This is a genomic window from Caulobacter sp. 1776 (assembly GCF_040545685.1).
Lineage (GTDB): Bacteria > Pseudomonadota > Alphaproteobacteria > Caulobacterales > Caulobacteraceae > Caulobacter.
In genome coordinates, this window is sequence record NZ_JBEPMI010000006.1 from 430,963 (window position 1) to 444,481 (window position 13,519).

The following is a 13,519-nucleotide window of genomic DNA, read 5'->3' on the forward strand; positions in this document are numbered from 1 at the left end:
GCCCGCATGGACGCCTCGGCAGCCGCCCCCAACTTCTCGTTCTTCGCCTTGTTCATGCAAGCCGACTGGGTCGTGAAGGGGGTGATGATCGGTCTGATCCTGGCTTCGCTGGGCTCGTGGGCCGTGATTCTGGACAAGCTGTTCCGCTTTTCGACGCTGAACCGCGCGGCCGACCGCTTCGAGGAGCAGGTCAGCGGCGGGCGTTCGCTGGAGGACGTCGCCGGCGAGGCCGGGACCAATCCGCGCCACGCCCTGCCGCGCATGCTGCAGGCGGCGCTGAAGGAATGGCGCGACGCCAAGGCGCGGGGCAGCCTCTCCGAGAACCAGGCCGCCTTCCTGGTCGCTCGGATCGACCGGATCATGGACACCACGATCGCCCGCGAGAGCGCCAAGGTCGAGGAAGGCCTGGGCAGCCTGGCCATCGTCGCCACGGCCAGCCCGTTCATCGGCCTGTTCGGCACGGTCTGGGGCATCATGCACGCCTTCCAGAACATCGCGATCTCGAAGAACACCTCGCTGGCCGTCGTGGCCCCGTCGATCGCCGAGGCCCTGTTCGCCACGGCCGTCGGCCTGATCGCCGCCATCCCGGCCTATATCGCCTACAACAAATTCTCGACCGACGCGGGCAAGTACGCCGGCCGCCTGGAAGGCTTCGCCGACGACCTGTCGACGGCGATCCAGCGCCGCCTGGCCGAGCGGGGCTGATCCCATGTCGATGTCGTCCAGCGACGCCTTCGCCACCAACAGCGGCCGGGGCCGTCGTCGCCGGGGCCGCCGCTCGCGCGGGGCCCTGTCCGAGATCAACGTCACCCCGCTGGTCGACGTGATGCTGGTTCTGCTGATCATCTTCATGATCAGCGCCCCGCTGCTGACCGCCGGCGTGCCGCTGGAGCTGCCCAAGACCGAGGCCGCCGCCTTGCAGAACCAGGACGAACCGATCACCGTGTCGATCCGCAAGGACGGCCACATCTTCGTGGGCGAGACCGAGATCCCGTTCGACAACCTGGCGCCGCGCCTGACCGCGCTCGCCGGCAGCGGTTACACAAAGCCGATCTTCGTCCGCGCGGACGGCGGGGCGACCTACGCGGTCGTCGCCCAGGTGATGGCCGGCCTGTCGAACGCCGGCTTCACCAAGATCAACCTGATCACCGAGACGGGCGGTCCCTCCACCGGAGCGGCCGCGCGCGACGCCCAGCCGGAGGGCTCGGGCGATCTGCGGCCCGCGCAGTAGGGCCTAGATGAGCGCTCGCCGCGACAACGCTGTGTCCCCGGGCCTGCTGGGCTCGATCGCGCTGCACGGAGCCGTGGCGGCGCTGATCGTGTTCGGCCTGCCCTGGACATCGTCCAAGCCGATCACCATCGGCGAGTCGGTGCCGGTGACCATCGTCACCGAGGGCCCGACCAACGTGCGGCCGGCCGAGGAAGCGCCGGAAGACCAGACGGCCCTGACGCCGGATCCGGTTCCGGAGGCCACGCCGCAGCCGCCGGCCCCGACGCCCGCCCCGACGCCGACTCCGGCCGCCGCCCCGCCCAAGCCGACGCCAGTCCCCAAGCCCGCGCCGACCCCGACCCCGACCAAGCCGACCCAGCAGAAGAAGAGCGACGACTTCTTCTCATCGCTGGAAGCCTCGATCGCCAAGACCAAGAAGGCGACCGGCAAGCCGACCGCTAACGCCGCCCCCGGCGCCGCCCGCCAGGAGACCGCGACCCAGGCGCGTCCCGGCGCGGGGGCGATGACCGGCCTGCAAGCCGCGGCGATCGCCGGCATGAAGGACGAGATCCAGCGGCGCTGGAACCCCAACTGCGAGGTCGAGGGCGGCTCGGACGTGCAGGTGAAGGTGACGTTCAAGCTCGCGACTGGCGGACGCATCGTCGGCCAAGTGACCGCCGGCGGCGCCGAAAACTCGCCAAACTCCACGGTCAAAGCTGCGGCGGACCGGGCGATCCGCGCGGTCTATCAGTCGGCGCCTTTCGAAGGCCTGCCGCCCGATTACTATGGCCAAGCGTTGAACTTGAACTTCAAGGCGCGAGACGCCTGCGCCGCGCGATAGGGAAGACGAAAAACATGAGCCTCAAGTCCGTGTTCGCCGGCCTGGCCGCCGTCTTCGCCGTGACCCTCTCGGTCGCGGCCATGCCGACCGTGGCCAGCGCCCAGATCGAGGTCGACATCGACAAGGGCGCGGTCAAGCCGCTGCCGATCGCGGTCCCCGCCTTCTCAGGCGCGACGCGCGGGGCCGAGATCGCCCAGGTCATCACCGGCAATCTCGAGCGCTCGGGCCTGTTCCAGCCGCTGAACGTCTCGGCCGTTCCCGACAAGCTGCAGGACGTCAATGTCCAGCCGCGCTTTCCCGACTGGCAGGCGACCGGGGCCCAGGCCCTGATCAACGGCCAAGTCACGGTCGGCCCCGACGGCGGCCTGCGAGTCGACTTCCGCCTGTGGGACGTGTTCAGCCAGCAGCAGCTCCTGGGCCTGCAGTTCAGCTCGACGCCCGACAACTGGCGCCGCGTGGCCCACAAGATCAGCGACGCCGTCTATGAGCGCCTGACCGGCGAGAAGGGCTATTTCGACACCCGCGTGGCCTTCGTCGCCGAGAGCGGTCCGAAGCTGAACCGGGTCAAGCGCCTGGCGATCATGGATCAGGACGGCGCCAATCCGCAGTACCTGACCGACGGCTCGTACATCGTGATGACGCCGCGCTTCTCGTCGACCAGCCAGGAGCTGACCTACATGGCCCTGCGGCCGACGGGGTCGTCGATCTATCTGCTGAACCTGGAGACCAGCCGCCAGGAAACCATCGGCAAGTTCCCCGGCATGGTGTTCGCCCCGCGCTTCTCGCCGGACGGCAGCAAGGTGGCGTTCTCGGTCGAGAAGGCCGGCAACAGCGACATCTACATGATGGACCTGCGCAGCCGCTCGTCGAACCGCATCACCACCGACCCGTCGATCGACACCTCGCCGTCGTTCTCGCCGGACGGGACCAAGATCGCGTTCAACTCCGACCGCGGCGGCCAGGCCCAGCTCTATGTGATGAACACCGACGGCTCGGGCGTGCGCCGCATCTCGTACGGCGGCGGCCGCTACACCACGCCGGTCTGGAGCCCGCGCGGCGACTTCATCGCCTTCACCAAGCAGACGGGCGGCGAGTTCCACATCGGCGTCATGCGCCCCGACGGCAGCGACGAGCGCCTGCTGACCACCAGCTATCTGGACGAGGGCCCGACCTGGGCGCCGAACGGCCGGGTGCTGATGTTCTTCCGCGAGGGGGCCAGCGGCAATCCCAAGCTCTGGACGGTGGACATCACCGGCCGGATCCTGCGGCCGGCGGCCTATAACGGCTCGGGTTCCGACCCGGCCTGGTCGCCATTGCTGGACTGATTGACACATCCCGAGGGCAACCTGCGCCTGGCGCAGGCGTTCTTGGCGCAAGCTCGGCGCTAGTTTGCTATTCGCGCCGCAAGTGAATCCGCACCGTTTGACGTCTATCTGACATCATTGTGAGATTGGTCAGACATTTAAAGGGTCCATTCCCTGCCTCCCGCAGGTATGGATCAGGTCCAGAATTCGTAGACTTGAGGAGAAACTGGATGAGCTTCGACACCCAGCGCGCCGTTAGACTGGCGCTCGTCGGCTTGGCCGCCGCCTCGCTCGCCGCCTGCGCTTCGCGTCCGAAGCCCCAGCCTGTCGCTCCGGCTCCCCAGCCGGCGCCGAGCCAGCCGAGCAACCCCTACACCCCGCCGGCCCAGCCGCCCGTCTCGAGCGGCGTTCTGCCCGGCTCGGTGCAGGACTTCGTCGTCAATGTCGGCGACCGCGTCTATTTCGACACCGACGAATACAGCGTCCGCGCCGACGCCCAGCCGGTCCTGGCCGGTCAGGCCCAGTGGCTGAACCGCTATCCGGCGGTCCGCGTCCGCATCGAAGGCAATGCCGACGAACGCGGCACCCGCGAGTACAACCTGGCGCTCGGCGCCCGCCGCGCCAACGCCATTCGCGACTTCCTGATCGGTCAGGGCGTCGCCGGCGCGCGCATCGAGACGATCTCGTTCGGCAAGGAACGTCCGATCGATCCGGGCACGACCGAGGAAGCCTGGGCCAAGAACCGTAACGGCCACACGGCCATCACGGACGGCGCCCGCTAAGATCGCGCTACAACGGGGCGGCCCTGCGAACGCAAGGCCGCCCTAGTTTTGTCTAGTCGGTATCGGTAAATCACGGTCATGACGCTGAAATCCGCCCTGCTCGCCGTTCTGTTCGCCTCTTCGGCCGCCGTGGCCGTGGCCCAGACTCCGCTGCCGCCCGCCGATCCGTTGGACGACCGTTCGGCCAAGCGCGTCGAGCGGATGGAGAAGGTGGTGCGCGAGCTGCGCGCGATCGTCTTCCAGGGCCGCGACACCGGCAAGCCGGTGGTGGTTCAGCCGGCCGAGACCGACGCGCAGATCGCCGCCTTGAACGAGCGGGTCGGCGACCTGGAACAGACCCTGACCAAGCTGAACGGCCAGAACGAGACCGTGACCCACGATCTCGACCAGGCTCGTCGGAGCAGCGCCGAGCAGAAGGCCCGCGCCGACGCCCTGGAGCAGCGCCTGGCCGCCGTCGAAAAGACCCTCGCGGACCTGCAGGCCGCGACCGCCGCCCAGGTCGCCGCCCAGACTTCCGGGAGCCTGCCGCTCGCTGGCGGAACCGTACCGCCGCCGCCCGCGCCGCCGGCCGAACCGGCCGTGGCCTTCAAGCAGGCCAAGGACCTGTTGCTGGCCGGCGACTACGCCAACGCCGAGCAGGCCTTCTCGGCCTATGTCGCCAACTATCCAGACAACGCCAAGGCGCCGGAGGCCCGCTACTGGCTGGGCGAGACCCAGTTCGTGCGCGAGGCCTATTCGGACGCGGCGGGAAGCTATATCGGCGCGATCCGTGGCTGGCCGCAGACGAGCTGGGCGCCGGACGCCACCCTGAAGCTAGCCCGCTCGATGGTCGCCCTGAGGAAGACCACCGAGGCGTGCCGGACCCTAGACGAGCTGACCAAGCGCTACCCCAAGGCCCCGGCCCAGGTGGTCTCGCGCGCCGCCTCGACCCGCGTCGCGGCGAAGTGTTCGTAGGGACGGTTCGAGCCGTTCTCGATCGACGGCTCGATGCTGTTTCCGCCGCCCCGCTCGCCGTCGGCTTTTCCGGCGGCGGTGATTCCCTCTTCCTGCTGAAGACGGTCCTGGACTGGGCCCGGGCGCATGACCGTTCCGTGCTGGCCCTGACCGTCGATCATCAACTGCAGTCCGACAGCGCCCGTTGGACCGCCGATGCGCTCGCCAAGGCCCGTGCGCTGGGCGCCGAGGCGCGCGCCCTGACCTGGACGGGCGACAAGCCCGCGACCGGCCTGCCCGCCGCCGCCCGCCGCGCCCGCCACGCCCTGCTGGCGGACGCCGCCCGCGCGGCCAGGGCCAAGGTGCTGCTGCTGGGCCACACCGCCAGCGACCTGGCCGAGGGCGCGGCCATGCGGGCCGAGGGCTCCAGCGTCTCCGATCCGCGCGAATGGGCGCCGTCGCCCGTCTGGCCGGAGGGACGGGGCGTCTTCCTGCTGCGGCCGATGCTGTCCCTGACGCGAGCGGCCATCCGCGAAGCCCTGACCGCCAAGGGCGAGACCTGGCTGGACGATCCCGCCAACGACGACCTCCGCTACGCCCGGGCGCGGGCGCGCGCCGCGGGGGCGGACGAGATCCTCCCGGTCGAGACGCCAGGGTCTCCGCCGCCGACCTTCGCGGTCGATGCGGCGGGCGCGATCCGCCTGCCGCGCGACGTCGCCGCCGCCCCTCTCGCCGCCGCCCTGCTGTGCGCGGCTGGAACCGAGCGGCCGCCGCGCGGCGAGCGCCTGTCGCGCCTGGTCGAGCGCTTGCGTTCGGGAGAAGTCTTCGCCGCCACCCTGGCCGGGGCGCGGGTCGAGGCGGGAGACGAGGTCCTGATCTGTCGCGACGCCGGCGAAACCGCGCGCGGCGGCCTCGCCCCGCTGGCCCTGGCGCCCGGCGAGACTGGCGTCTGGGACGGCCGCTGGGAGATCACGGCCGGCGACGCGCCCCTGACCGTCACGGCGCTGAAGGGGCGGGCTTCCAGCCTGTCGCCGGAGCAGCGTGCGAGCCTCTCGATCGCGCCGGCGGCGGCGCGGCCCTCGTTGCCGCTGGTCCTGCGGCATGGCGCGGCGCCCGTTCCTGCTCCGCTTGACGGCCCGGAGCTTGCAGTCGAAGGAGGCGGATGGATCCGCTTGCTCGTTCTGGATCGTTTCAGGTCGGCGATCGGTCTTTATGACCAAGAATCCGTGACCTGATGTCACGCGCGTGGCGCAAGTGCTCCTGACCGCCTATCTTGGTTGGTCAAGACCTATCGTTGGGAAGACGAAGCGTATGAATTTCAGGAACCTGGCCATCTGGCTGGTGATCGTCGCGGTGCTGGCGGGCGTGTTCGTCGTCAGCCAGAACGCCCGAACCAAAAGCGGCGGCGAAGTCAGCTATTCGCAGCTCCTCAAGGACGTCGACGCCGGCCGGGTCAAATCGGCCGAGATCTCGGGCCAGACCGTGGTCGCCAAGACCGCCGACAACAAGGTGCTGACGGTCAACGCGCCGATCAATTCCGACGAACTGGTCAACCGCATGGTGGCCAAGAACGCCGACGTGAAGTTCAAGAGCGGCTCGATCAGCTTCCTGGCCATCCTCGTCCAGCTGCTGCCGATCCTGCTGGTCGTCGGCGTCTGGCTGTTCTTCATGCGTCAGATGCAGGGCGGGGCGAAGGGGGCCATGGGCTTCGGCAAGTCCAAGGCCCGGCTGCTGACCGAGAACAAGAACCGCATCACCTTCGAGGACGTCGCTGGCGTCGACGAGGCCAAGGAAGAGCTGCAGGAGGTCGTCGACTTCCTGAAGGATCCGGCCAAGTTCCAGCGCCTGGGCGGCAAGATCCCCAAGGGCGCCCTGCTGGTCGGCCCTCCAGGCACCGGTAAGACGCTGATCGCCCGCGCCGTGGCGGGTGAGGCCGGCGTGCCGTTCTTCACCATCTCGGGTTCGGACTTCGTCGAGATGTTCGTCGGCGTCGGCGCCAGCCGCGTGCGCGACATGTTCGAGCAGGCCAAGAAGAACGCGCCCTGCATCATCTTCATCGACGAAATCGACGCCGTCGGTCGCCATCGCGGCGCCGGCCTGGGCGGCGGCAACGACGAGCGCGAGCAGACCCTCAACCAGCTGCTGGTCGAGATGGACGGCTTCGAGGCCAACGAAGGCATCATCCTGATCGCCGCCACCAACCGTCCCGACGTGCTGGATCCGGCCCTGCTGCGTCCGGGCCGCTTCGACCGCCAGGTCGTTGTGCCGAACCCCGACGTGGCCGGCCGCGAGAAGATCATCCGCGTCCACATGAAGAACGTGCCGCTGGCCGCCGACGTCGACGTCAAGACGCTGGCGCGGGGCACCCCGGGCTTCTCGGGCGCGGACCTGGCCAACCTGGTCAACGAAGGCGCCCTGCTGGCCGCCCGCAAGAACCGCCGCATGGTCACCATGCAGGACTTCGAGCAGGCCAAGGACAAGGTCATGATGGGCGCCGAGCGCCGCTCGATGGCCATGAGCGACGCCGAGAAGAAGCTGACCGCCTATCACGAGGGCGGCCACGCCCTGGTGGCGCTGCGGGTGCCTGTCGCCGATCCGGTCCACAAGGCCACGATCGTGCCGCGCGGCCGGGCCCTGGGCATGGTCATGCAGCTGCCCGAGGGCGATCGCTACTCGATGAGCTACGACATGATGACCTCGCGCCTGGCGATCATGATGGCCGGCCGGGTCGCCGAGGAGCTGATCTTCGGCAAGGAAAAGATCACCTCGGGCGCGTCCAGCGACATCAGCGCCGCCACCAGCCTGGCCCGCAACATGGTCACCCGCTGGGGCTTCTCGGACGAGCTGGGCACCGTGGCCTATGGCGACAACCAGGACGAGGTGTTCCTGGGCCACTCGGTGGCCCGCACCCAGAACGTCTCGCCCGAGACGATGATCAAGATCGACAGCGAGGTGCGTCGCCTGGTCAAGGGCGGCGAGGACGAGGCCCGCCGGATTCTCACCGAGGAGCTGGACCACCTGCACCTGGTGGCCAAGGCCCTGCTGGAGTTCGAGACCCTGAGCGGCGACGAGATCATCGGCGTCATGAAGGGCGAGGTCCCCAAGCGCGACGAGGAAGAGACCAAGGAAACGGTCGTCGCCCCGTCTCTGGTGCCGCTGTCCCCGGGCGCGGGCGCCAGCGTCACCGCCTAAGCACGTCAGATCAAAGACCGAAGCCGGCTCGAAAGAGCCGGCTTTTTTCTTGTCTGGGTTGTTTCTTTCCCGCGTTTGCGGGTTTTGGCCCATCCATTGCCGCCAGGTCGGGAACCCGACGTCCAATCGAGGCTTTTCCCAGGCGACAGGGGGTGACCTCTGTTCCGGGCGGGCCATTCAAGCGTGGCCGCCCATGCGTATTGGGGGCCCCTCTATTTGGAAGCCATGACCGCCAATGACGAGCTTCCGGGCTCGCACCGCGTCTCGCTCCCCGTTCCGGCCTTCCTGGCCGGCGGCGGCGAGATCGGCGTGGCGATGGCGGAGCGTGACTGGTCGGACTCCTCGCTGGGCGCGCCCGAGACCTGGCCCGCGGCGCTGAAGATCGCCGCCGGCCTGATGCTGGCCTCGCCGATCCCGTCGTTCCTGGCCTGGGGTCCCGAGGGCGTGATCCTGCACAACGACGCGGCCCGTTCGCTGCTGGCCGCCAACGCCGCCGTCCTGGGCGCGCCGTTCGCGTCGGTATTTCCCATCGCCGCGGGCGCGCCGATGCTGGCGCAGGCCCAGGCGGGCGAGAGCGTCGTGCGCGAATACGTCGACTTCTCCCGCGCTGACGGCGAGGCGGCCTGGTGCAACCTGATGTTCGCGCCGGTGCGCGACGAGGCCGGCGCGGTCGCCGGCGTCCACATCCTCTGCAACGACATCACCGAGCGCGTTCGCCGCGAGCAGGACCATCACGAGAACGAGCGCCGTTACCGCACCCTGTTCGAGTCGATGGACGAGGGCTTCTGCGTGATCGAGTTCCTGGACGGCCCGTTCGGGCCGCTCAGCGACTACGTCCACGTCATGGCCAACCAGGCCTTCGAGCGTCATACCGGCCTGCCCAACGTGATCGGCCAGAAGGTGCGCGACATGGTCCCGGCGGAGGCCGGCAGCTGGGTCGAACGCTACGGCGCGGTGCTGCGCACCGGCCAGCCGATCCGCTTCGAGCAGGAGCTGGTGGCCACGGGCCGGCATCTGGAGCTGGCGGCGTTCCGCATCGAGCCGCCGGAGCTGCGCCAGGTGGCGGTGCTGTTCCAGGACGTCACGGCCCGAAAACGGGCCGAGGCCGAGCTGCGCCACCTGAACGAGACGCTGGAGGCGCGCGTCGCCGAGGCCCTGGCCGAGCGCGAACGGACCGAGGAGGCCCTGCGTCAGGCCCAGAAGATGGAGGCCGTGGGTCAGCTGACCGGCGGCCTGGCTCACGACTTCAACAACCTGCTGGCCGGCATTTCCGGCGCGTTCGAAATGATCGGCGCGCGCCTGGCCCAGGGGCGGCCCGGCGATGTCGAGCGCTACCTGACCGCCGGCCAGGGCGCGGCGCGGCGGGCGACCGCCCTGACCCACCGCTTGCTGGCTTTTTCGCGCCGCCAGACCCTTGCTCCGAAGCCGGTGATCATCAACCGGCTGATGACCGACTTCGTCGAGCTGGCGCGGCGCGCGGTGGGGCCCGGCGTCCAGATCGAGACCGTCGCCGCCGCCGACCTGTGGCCGACCCTGGTCGACGCCAACCAGCTGGAGAACGCGCTCCTCAACCTCTGCATCAACGCCCGCGACGCCATGCCCGACGGGGGCAAGATCACGATCGAGACCGGCAACCGCTGGCTGGACGTTCACACGGCTCGCGACCACGGCCTGGAGCCCGGCCAATACGTCTCGATCTGCGTCAGCGACACCGGCATAGGCATCGACAAGGCGACGCTGGAGCGGGTGTTCGATCCGTTCTTCACCACCAAGCCGATCGGCCAGGGCACGGGGCTGGGCCTGTCGATGGTCTATGGCTTCGCCCGCCAGTCGGACGGCCACGTGCGGATCTGTTCGGAGGTGGGCGAGGGCGCCACGGTCTGCCTCTACTTGCCGCGCCATCTGGGCGAGGAAGAGGTCGAGACGCTCGACAAGGTCGCCAGCCCGATCCCGGCCAAGGCGGGCAAGACCGTGCTGGTGGTCGACGACGAGCCGACCGTGCGGATGCTGGTCGTCGACGCCTTGGCCGACCTGGGCTACGCCTGCTTGGAGGCGCAGGACGGCGCGAGCGGCCTGCGGATCCTGCAATCGAACACCGACATCGACCTGCTGCTCACCGACGTCGGCTTGCCCGGAGGCCTGAACGGCCGGCAAGTCGCCGACGCAGCCCGCACCCTGCGGCCCGCGCTGAAGGTGCTGTTCATCACCGGCTATGCCGAGAACGCCGTCCTGAACCATGGCCATATCGAGCCCGGCATGGAGGTGCTGACCAAGCCCTTCGCGGTCGCCGACCTGGCCGGCCGGGTCGACCGGATGCTGCGCGAGGCGTAGAACCCGCCCGATGGACAGCGGCTCTCCCTTCGCGCGCCCCAAGGTCATGGGGATCGTCAATGTCACGCCCGACAGCTTCTCGGACGGCGGCCAGTTCCTGTCGGCCGCCGACGGGATCGAGCACGCGCGCCGGCTGATCGCCCAGGGCGCCGACATCCTGGATATCGGCGGCGAGAGCACCCGGCCCGGTTCGACGCCAGTGTCCGAGTTCGACGAGATCCTGCGGGTGGTTCCACTGATCGAGGCGATCCGCAAGGCAAGCGACATCCCGATCTCGATCGACACCATGAAGCCCGGCGTCGCCCGCGCGGCGGTCAAGGCCGGGGCCACGATCTGGAACGACGTCGCCGCCTTGCGCGTCTCGCCCGACGCCCCCGAGGTCGCGGCCGAGCTGGGCTGCGACGTCGTCCTGATGCACATGCTAGGCCAGCCGGGGACGATGCAGGACGACCCGCGCTACGACGACGTGGTGGCCGAGGTCGAGGCCTTCCTGCTGGCCCGGGCCTTCACGGCCATGGCCGCCGGGGTGGCCAAGGAGAAGATCTGGCTGGATCCGGGCATCGGCTTCGGCAAGACCCTCGCCCACAACCTGGCCCTGCTGGCGGCCCTGCCGCGCTTCGTGGCCCTGGGCTATCCGGTCCTGCTGGGGGCCAGCCGCAAGCGCTTCATCGCCGGCCTGGATCCTTCGGCCGGCGAGGCCAGCGATCGGCTGGGCGGCTCGCTGGCGGCGCACCTGGCCGGGGCGGCGGCGGGGGTGGCGGCCGTGCGGGTCCACGACGTGCGCGAGACGGTTCAGGCCCTGGACGTGCAGGCCGCGATCAAAGCGAGTTGAAGCGTCGGCGGGGAACCCCTTGTCCCATAAGCGCTCGGCGCACTCGCGCGCGAGTCTGGGTTGCGGCGGATCGTCCGCCTCGCTTGCGGGTTGGAGAATCACCGCGCTTAAATATCCGGGGACGGCCATTCGAAAGCACTCGCAAGATGCGCCCGCGACACGCCCTGATCATCGAAGACGAGATCCTGATCGCTCTGGAAATCGAGGAACTGCTCAAGGAGCAGGGCTTCACCAGCATCGCCATCGCCGACAGCCCGCTGGAGGCGCTCGATAGCGCCCTGAAGCGAAAACCCGACCTGATCACCGCCGATTACCGCATCATCGACGGCACCGGCGTCGAGGCGGTCAAGATGATCATGGCCCACCTGGGACCGATCCCGGTGGTCTATGTGACCGGCCACGCCAAGGCCCTGAATGACCAGGACGACGGCGTCGTGGTCCAGAAGCCGATCCGTCCCGGCGTGCTTGCGGGCGCCTGGCGGCACGCGATGCAGGCGGCCTGAGATCCTCCTCCCGCCGATGCGGGGAGGTGGCCTAGAGGGCCGGAGGGGGCTAGCTCGGCATTCGCAGCAAGCGCCCCCTCAGTCGCTCCGCGACAGCTCCCCCGCATCGCGGGGGAGCATCTTACGCTCCGTCCGATTCCCGCCTAAACAGCCCGGATGCCTCTCACCCCCCAAGGTCGCGTCCTCGTCATCGCCGGCTCGGATTCCGGCGGCGGCGCGGGGATCCAGGCCGATATCAAGACGATCACCGCCCTGGGCGGCTATGCGGCCACCGCCATCACCGCCGTGACGGTGCAGAACACCCTGGGTGTCACCGGCGTCCATCCGATCCCGCTGGACGTGATCGCGGCCCAGGCGCGGGCCGTGCTGGACGATATCGGCGCCGACGCGATCAAGACCGGCATGCTGGGCGACGCCGCCGTGGTCGAGACCGTGGCCGCCGCCATCGACCACGCCCAGAAGACGCGGACGGGGGGCGTCCCCGCCGTCGTCGATCCGGTCATGGTCGCCAAGGGCGGCGCGGCGCTATTGGCCCAGGCCGCGGTCGGCGCGGTGAAGAGTCTGATGATCCCGCGCGCGGCCCTGCTGACGCCCAATGCGCCCGAGGCCGCCGCCCTGACCGGTCTGACGGTCGAGACCACCGACGACCTGCGCCGCGCCGGCGAGGCGCTGCTGGCGATGGGCGCGCGGGCGGTGCTGATGAAGGGCGGCCACATTGACGGCGCGCGCGTCGTCGACGTGCTGATCACGCCAGAAGGCGAGACCACCTTCGAGGGCGAGCGGATCGACACCCGCCATACCCACGGCACCGGCTGCACCCTGGCCAGCGCCTGCGCCACGGGCCTGGCCCAGGGCCTGCCGCTGGAGCAGGCCGTGGCCCGCGCCTGGAACTATGTTCACGAAGCCATGTTGCGCGCGCCCGGCCTCGGCCGCGGCCATGGTCCCCTCGACCACGGCTGGATGTTTCGGAAATGAGCCAGGACCTCGAACAGCGCCTCGTCGAGATCATCCGCGCCACGCCGACGACCTGGGAAGTGCTGCGCACCGTCCGCGATCTGGACCTGCCCGACTGGATGATCTTCTCGGGCGCTGTGTACCAGCCGGTCTGGAACCACCTGACCGGCCGCGACCCGGCCTATGGGATCAAGGACTACGACGTCGCCTATCACGACGACGGCGACACCAGCTACGAGGCCGAGGACGTGGTCATCCGACGCGTCGCCGCCGCGTTCGAGCCGCCTCTGCGCGAACTGGTGGAAGTCCGCAACCAGGCCCGCGTGCACCTGTGGTTCGAGAAGAAGTTCGGCGGCGACGAGCCCTATCCGCCGCTGGAGGACAGCGCCGCGGCCCTGAAGCGCTTCGTGGCCACCGCCTTCTGCGTCGGCGTGCGGCTGGACAAGGACGACAGCTTGCGGGTCTGGGCGCCGTTCGGCCTCGAGGACCTATTCGCCATGCGACTGCGGCCCAACCCCCTGCGGGTCAAGGGCGCGGGCGGTTGGGAGCGCACCACGGGCTCGGCCAAGGCGCGGTGGCCGGAGATCACGGTCGAGGGGTGATCGGATTTCATTGTCACCGGGACAATAAAGGCTTT

The 13,519-nt window shown here is 69.5% G+C and carries 13 protein-coding genes; all 13 read left to right on the top strand.

The window, feature by feature from the left end; translation table 11 throughout:
- Positions 1-6: 6 nt before the first annotated feature.
- Positions 7-705 carry a protein TolQ gene (gene tolQ / locus ABIC66_RS18345; RefSeq protein WP_354071888.1) on the top strand — a complete coding sequence of 233 codons (699 nt, stop codon included), beginning with the start codon at positions 7-9 and terminating at the stop codon, positions 703-705.
- A 4-nt stretch (positions 706-709) separates the two neighbouring features.
- Positions 710-1,231: an ExbD/TolR family protein gene (locus ABIC66_RS18350; protein ID WP_354071890.1), complete on the top strand. Its 522-nt coding sequence runs from the start codon at positions 710-712 to the stop codon at positions 1,229-1,231.
- Positions 1,232-1,238: 7 nt separating this feature from the next.
- A complete protein-coding gene (gene tolA, locus ABIC66_RS18355; RefSeq protein ID WP_354071892.1) occupies positions 1,239-2,051 on the top strand; it encodes a cell envelope integrity protein TolA in 813 nt (270 codons plus the stop codon).
- Between the two features lie 14 nt (positions 2,052-2,065).
- The gene (tolB, locus tag ABIC66_RS18360) at positions 2,066-3,376 is read left to right on the top strand and encodes a Tol-Pal system beta propeller repeat protein TolB (RefSeq protein ID WP_354071894.1); all 1,311 of its coding nucleotides are present in this window, start codon (positions 2,066-2,068) and stop codon (positions 3,374-3,376) included.
- Between the two features lie 194 nt (positions 3,377-3,570).
- The gene (pal, locus tag ABIC66_RS18365; protein ID WP_354071896.1) at positions 3,571-4,137 is read left to right on the top strand and encodes a peptidoglycan-associated lipoprotein Pal; all 567 of its coding nucleotides are present in this window, start codon (positions 3,571-3,573) and stop codon (positions 4,135-4,137) included.
- A gap of 78 nt (positions 4,138-4,215) precedes the next feature.
- The gene (gene ybgF, locus ABIC66_RS18370; RefSeq protein WP_354071898.1) at positions 4,216-5,091 is read left to right on the top strand and encodes a tol-pal system protein YbgF; all 876 of its coding nucleotides are present in this window, start codon (positions 4,216-4,218) and stop codon (positions 5,089-5,091) included.
- On the top strand, positions 5,082-6,305 hold the full coding sequence (tilS, locus tag ABIC66_RS18375; protein WP_354071900.1) for a tRNA lysidine(34) synthetase TilS: 1,224 nt from the start codon (positions 5,082-5,084) through the stop codon (positions 6,303-6,305). Before ybgF ends, tilS begins: the two co-directional genes overlap by 10 nt.
- A gap of 76 nt (positions 6,306-6,381) precedes the next feature.
- Positions 6,382-8,262 carry an ATP-dependent zinc metalloprotease FtsH gene (ftsH, locus tag ABIC66_RS18380; protein WP_354071902.1) on the top strand — a complete coding sequence of 627 codons (1,881 nt, stop codon included), beginning with the start codon at positions 6,382-6,384 and terminating at the stop codon, positions 8,260-8,262.
- 225 nt (positions 8,263-8,487) lie between these two features.
- Entirely contained in the window at positions 8,488-10,593 is a 2,106-nt protein-coding gene (locus ABIC66_RS18385; protein WP_502910368.1) for a hybrid sensor histidine kinase/response regulator, read from the top strand.
- A gap of 10 nt (positions 10,594-10,603) precedes the next feature.
- A complete protein-coding gene (folP, locus tag ABIC66_RS18390; RefSeq protein WP_354071903.1) occupies positions 10,604-11,425 on the top strand; it encodes a dihydropteroate synthase in 822 nt (273 codons plus the stop codon).
- 146 nt (positions 11,426-11,571) lie between these two features.
- On the top strand, positions 11,572-11,928 hold the full coding sequence (locus tag ABIC66_RS18395; protein ID WP_354071905.1) for a response regulator: 357 nt from the start codon (positions 11,572-11,574) through the stop codon (positions 11,926-11,928).
- A 156-nt stretch (positions 11,929-12,084) separates the two neighbouring features.
- The gene (gene thiD, locus ABIC66_RS18400; RefSeq protein WP_354071906.1) at positions 12,085-12,903 is read left to right on the top strand and encodes a bifunctional hydroxymethylpyrimidine kinase/phosphomethylpyrimidine kinase; all 819 of its coding nucleotides are present in this window, start codon (positions 12,085-12,087) and stop codon (positions 12,901-12,903) included.
- Entirely contained in the window at positions 12,900-13,484 is a 585-nt protein-coding gene (locus ABIC66_RS18405; RefSeq protein WP_354071908.1) for a nucleotidyltransferase family protein, read from the top strand. Before thiD ends, ABIC66_RS18405 begins: the two co-directional genes overlap by 4 nt.
- Positions 13,485-13,519 lie beyond the last annotated feature (35 nt).

Coding starts and splice junctions, on each gene's coding strand:
- tolQ (WP_354071888.1), top strand. CDS start 7: ATGGACGCCTCGGCAGCCGCCCCCAACTTCTCGTTCTTCGCCTTGTTC.
- ABIC66_RS18350 (WP_354071890.1), top strand. CDS start 710: ATGTCGATGTCGTCCAGCGACGCCTTCGCCACCAACAGCGGCCGGGGC.
- tolA (WP_354071892.1), top strand. CDS start 1,239: ATGAGCGCTCGCCGCGACAACGCTGTGTCCCCGGGCCTGCTGGGCTCG.
- tolB (WP_354071894.1), top strand. CDS start 2,066: ATGAGCCTCAAGTCCGTGTTCGCCGGCCTGGCCGCCGTCTTCGCCGTG.
- ybgF (WP_354071898.1), top strand. CDS start 4,216: ATGACGCTGAAATCCGCCCTGCTCGCCGTTCTGTTCGCCTCTTCGGCC.
- ftsH (WP_354071902.1), top strand. CDS start 6,382: ATGAATTTCAGGAACCTGGCCATCTGGCTGGTGATCGTCGCGGTGCTG.
- ABIC66_RS18385 (WP_502910368.1), top strand. CDS start 8,488: ATGACCGCCAATGACGAGCTTCCGGGCTCGCACCGCGTCTCGCTCCCC.
- folP (WP_354071903.1), top strand. CDS start 10,604: ATGGACAGCGGCTCTCCCTTCGCGCGCCCCAAGGTCATGGGGATCGTC.
- ABIC66_RS18395 (WP_354071905.1), top strand. CDS start 11,572: ATGCGCCCGCGACACGCCCTGATCATCGAAGACGAGATCCTGATCGCT.
- thiD (WP_354071906.1), top strand. CDS start 12,085: ATGCCTCTCACCCCCCAAGGTCGCGTCCTCGTCATCGCCGGCTCGGAT.
- ABIC66_RS18405 (WP_354071908.1), top strand. CDS start 12,900: ATGAGCCAGGACCTCGAACAGCGCCTCGTCGAGATCATCCGCGCCACG.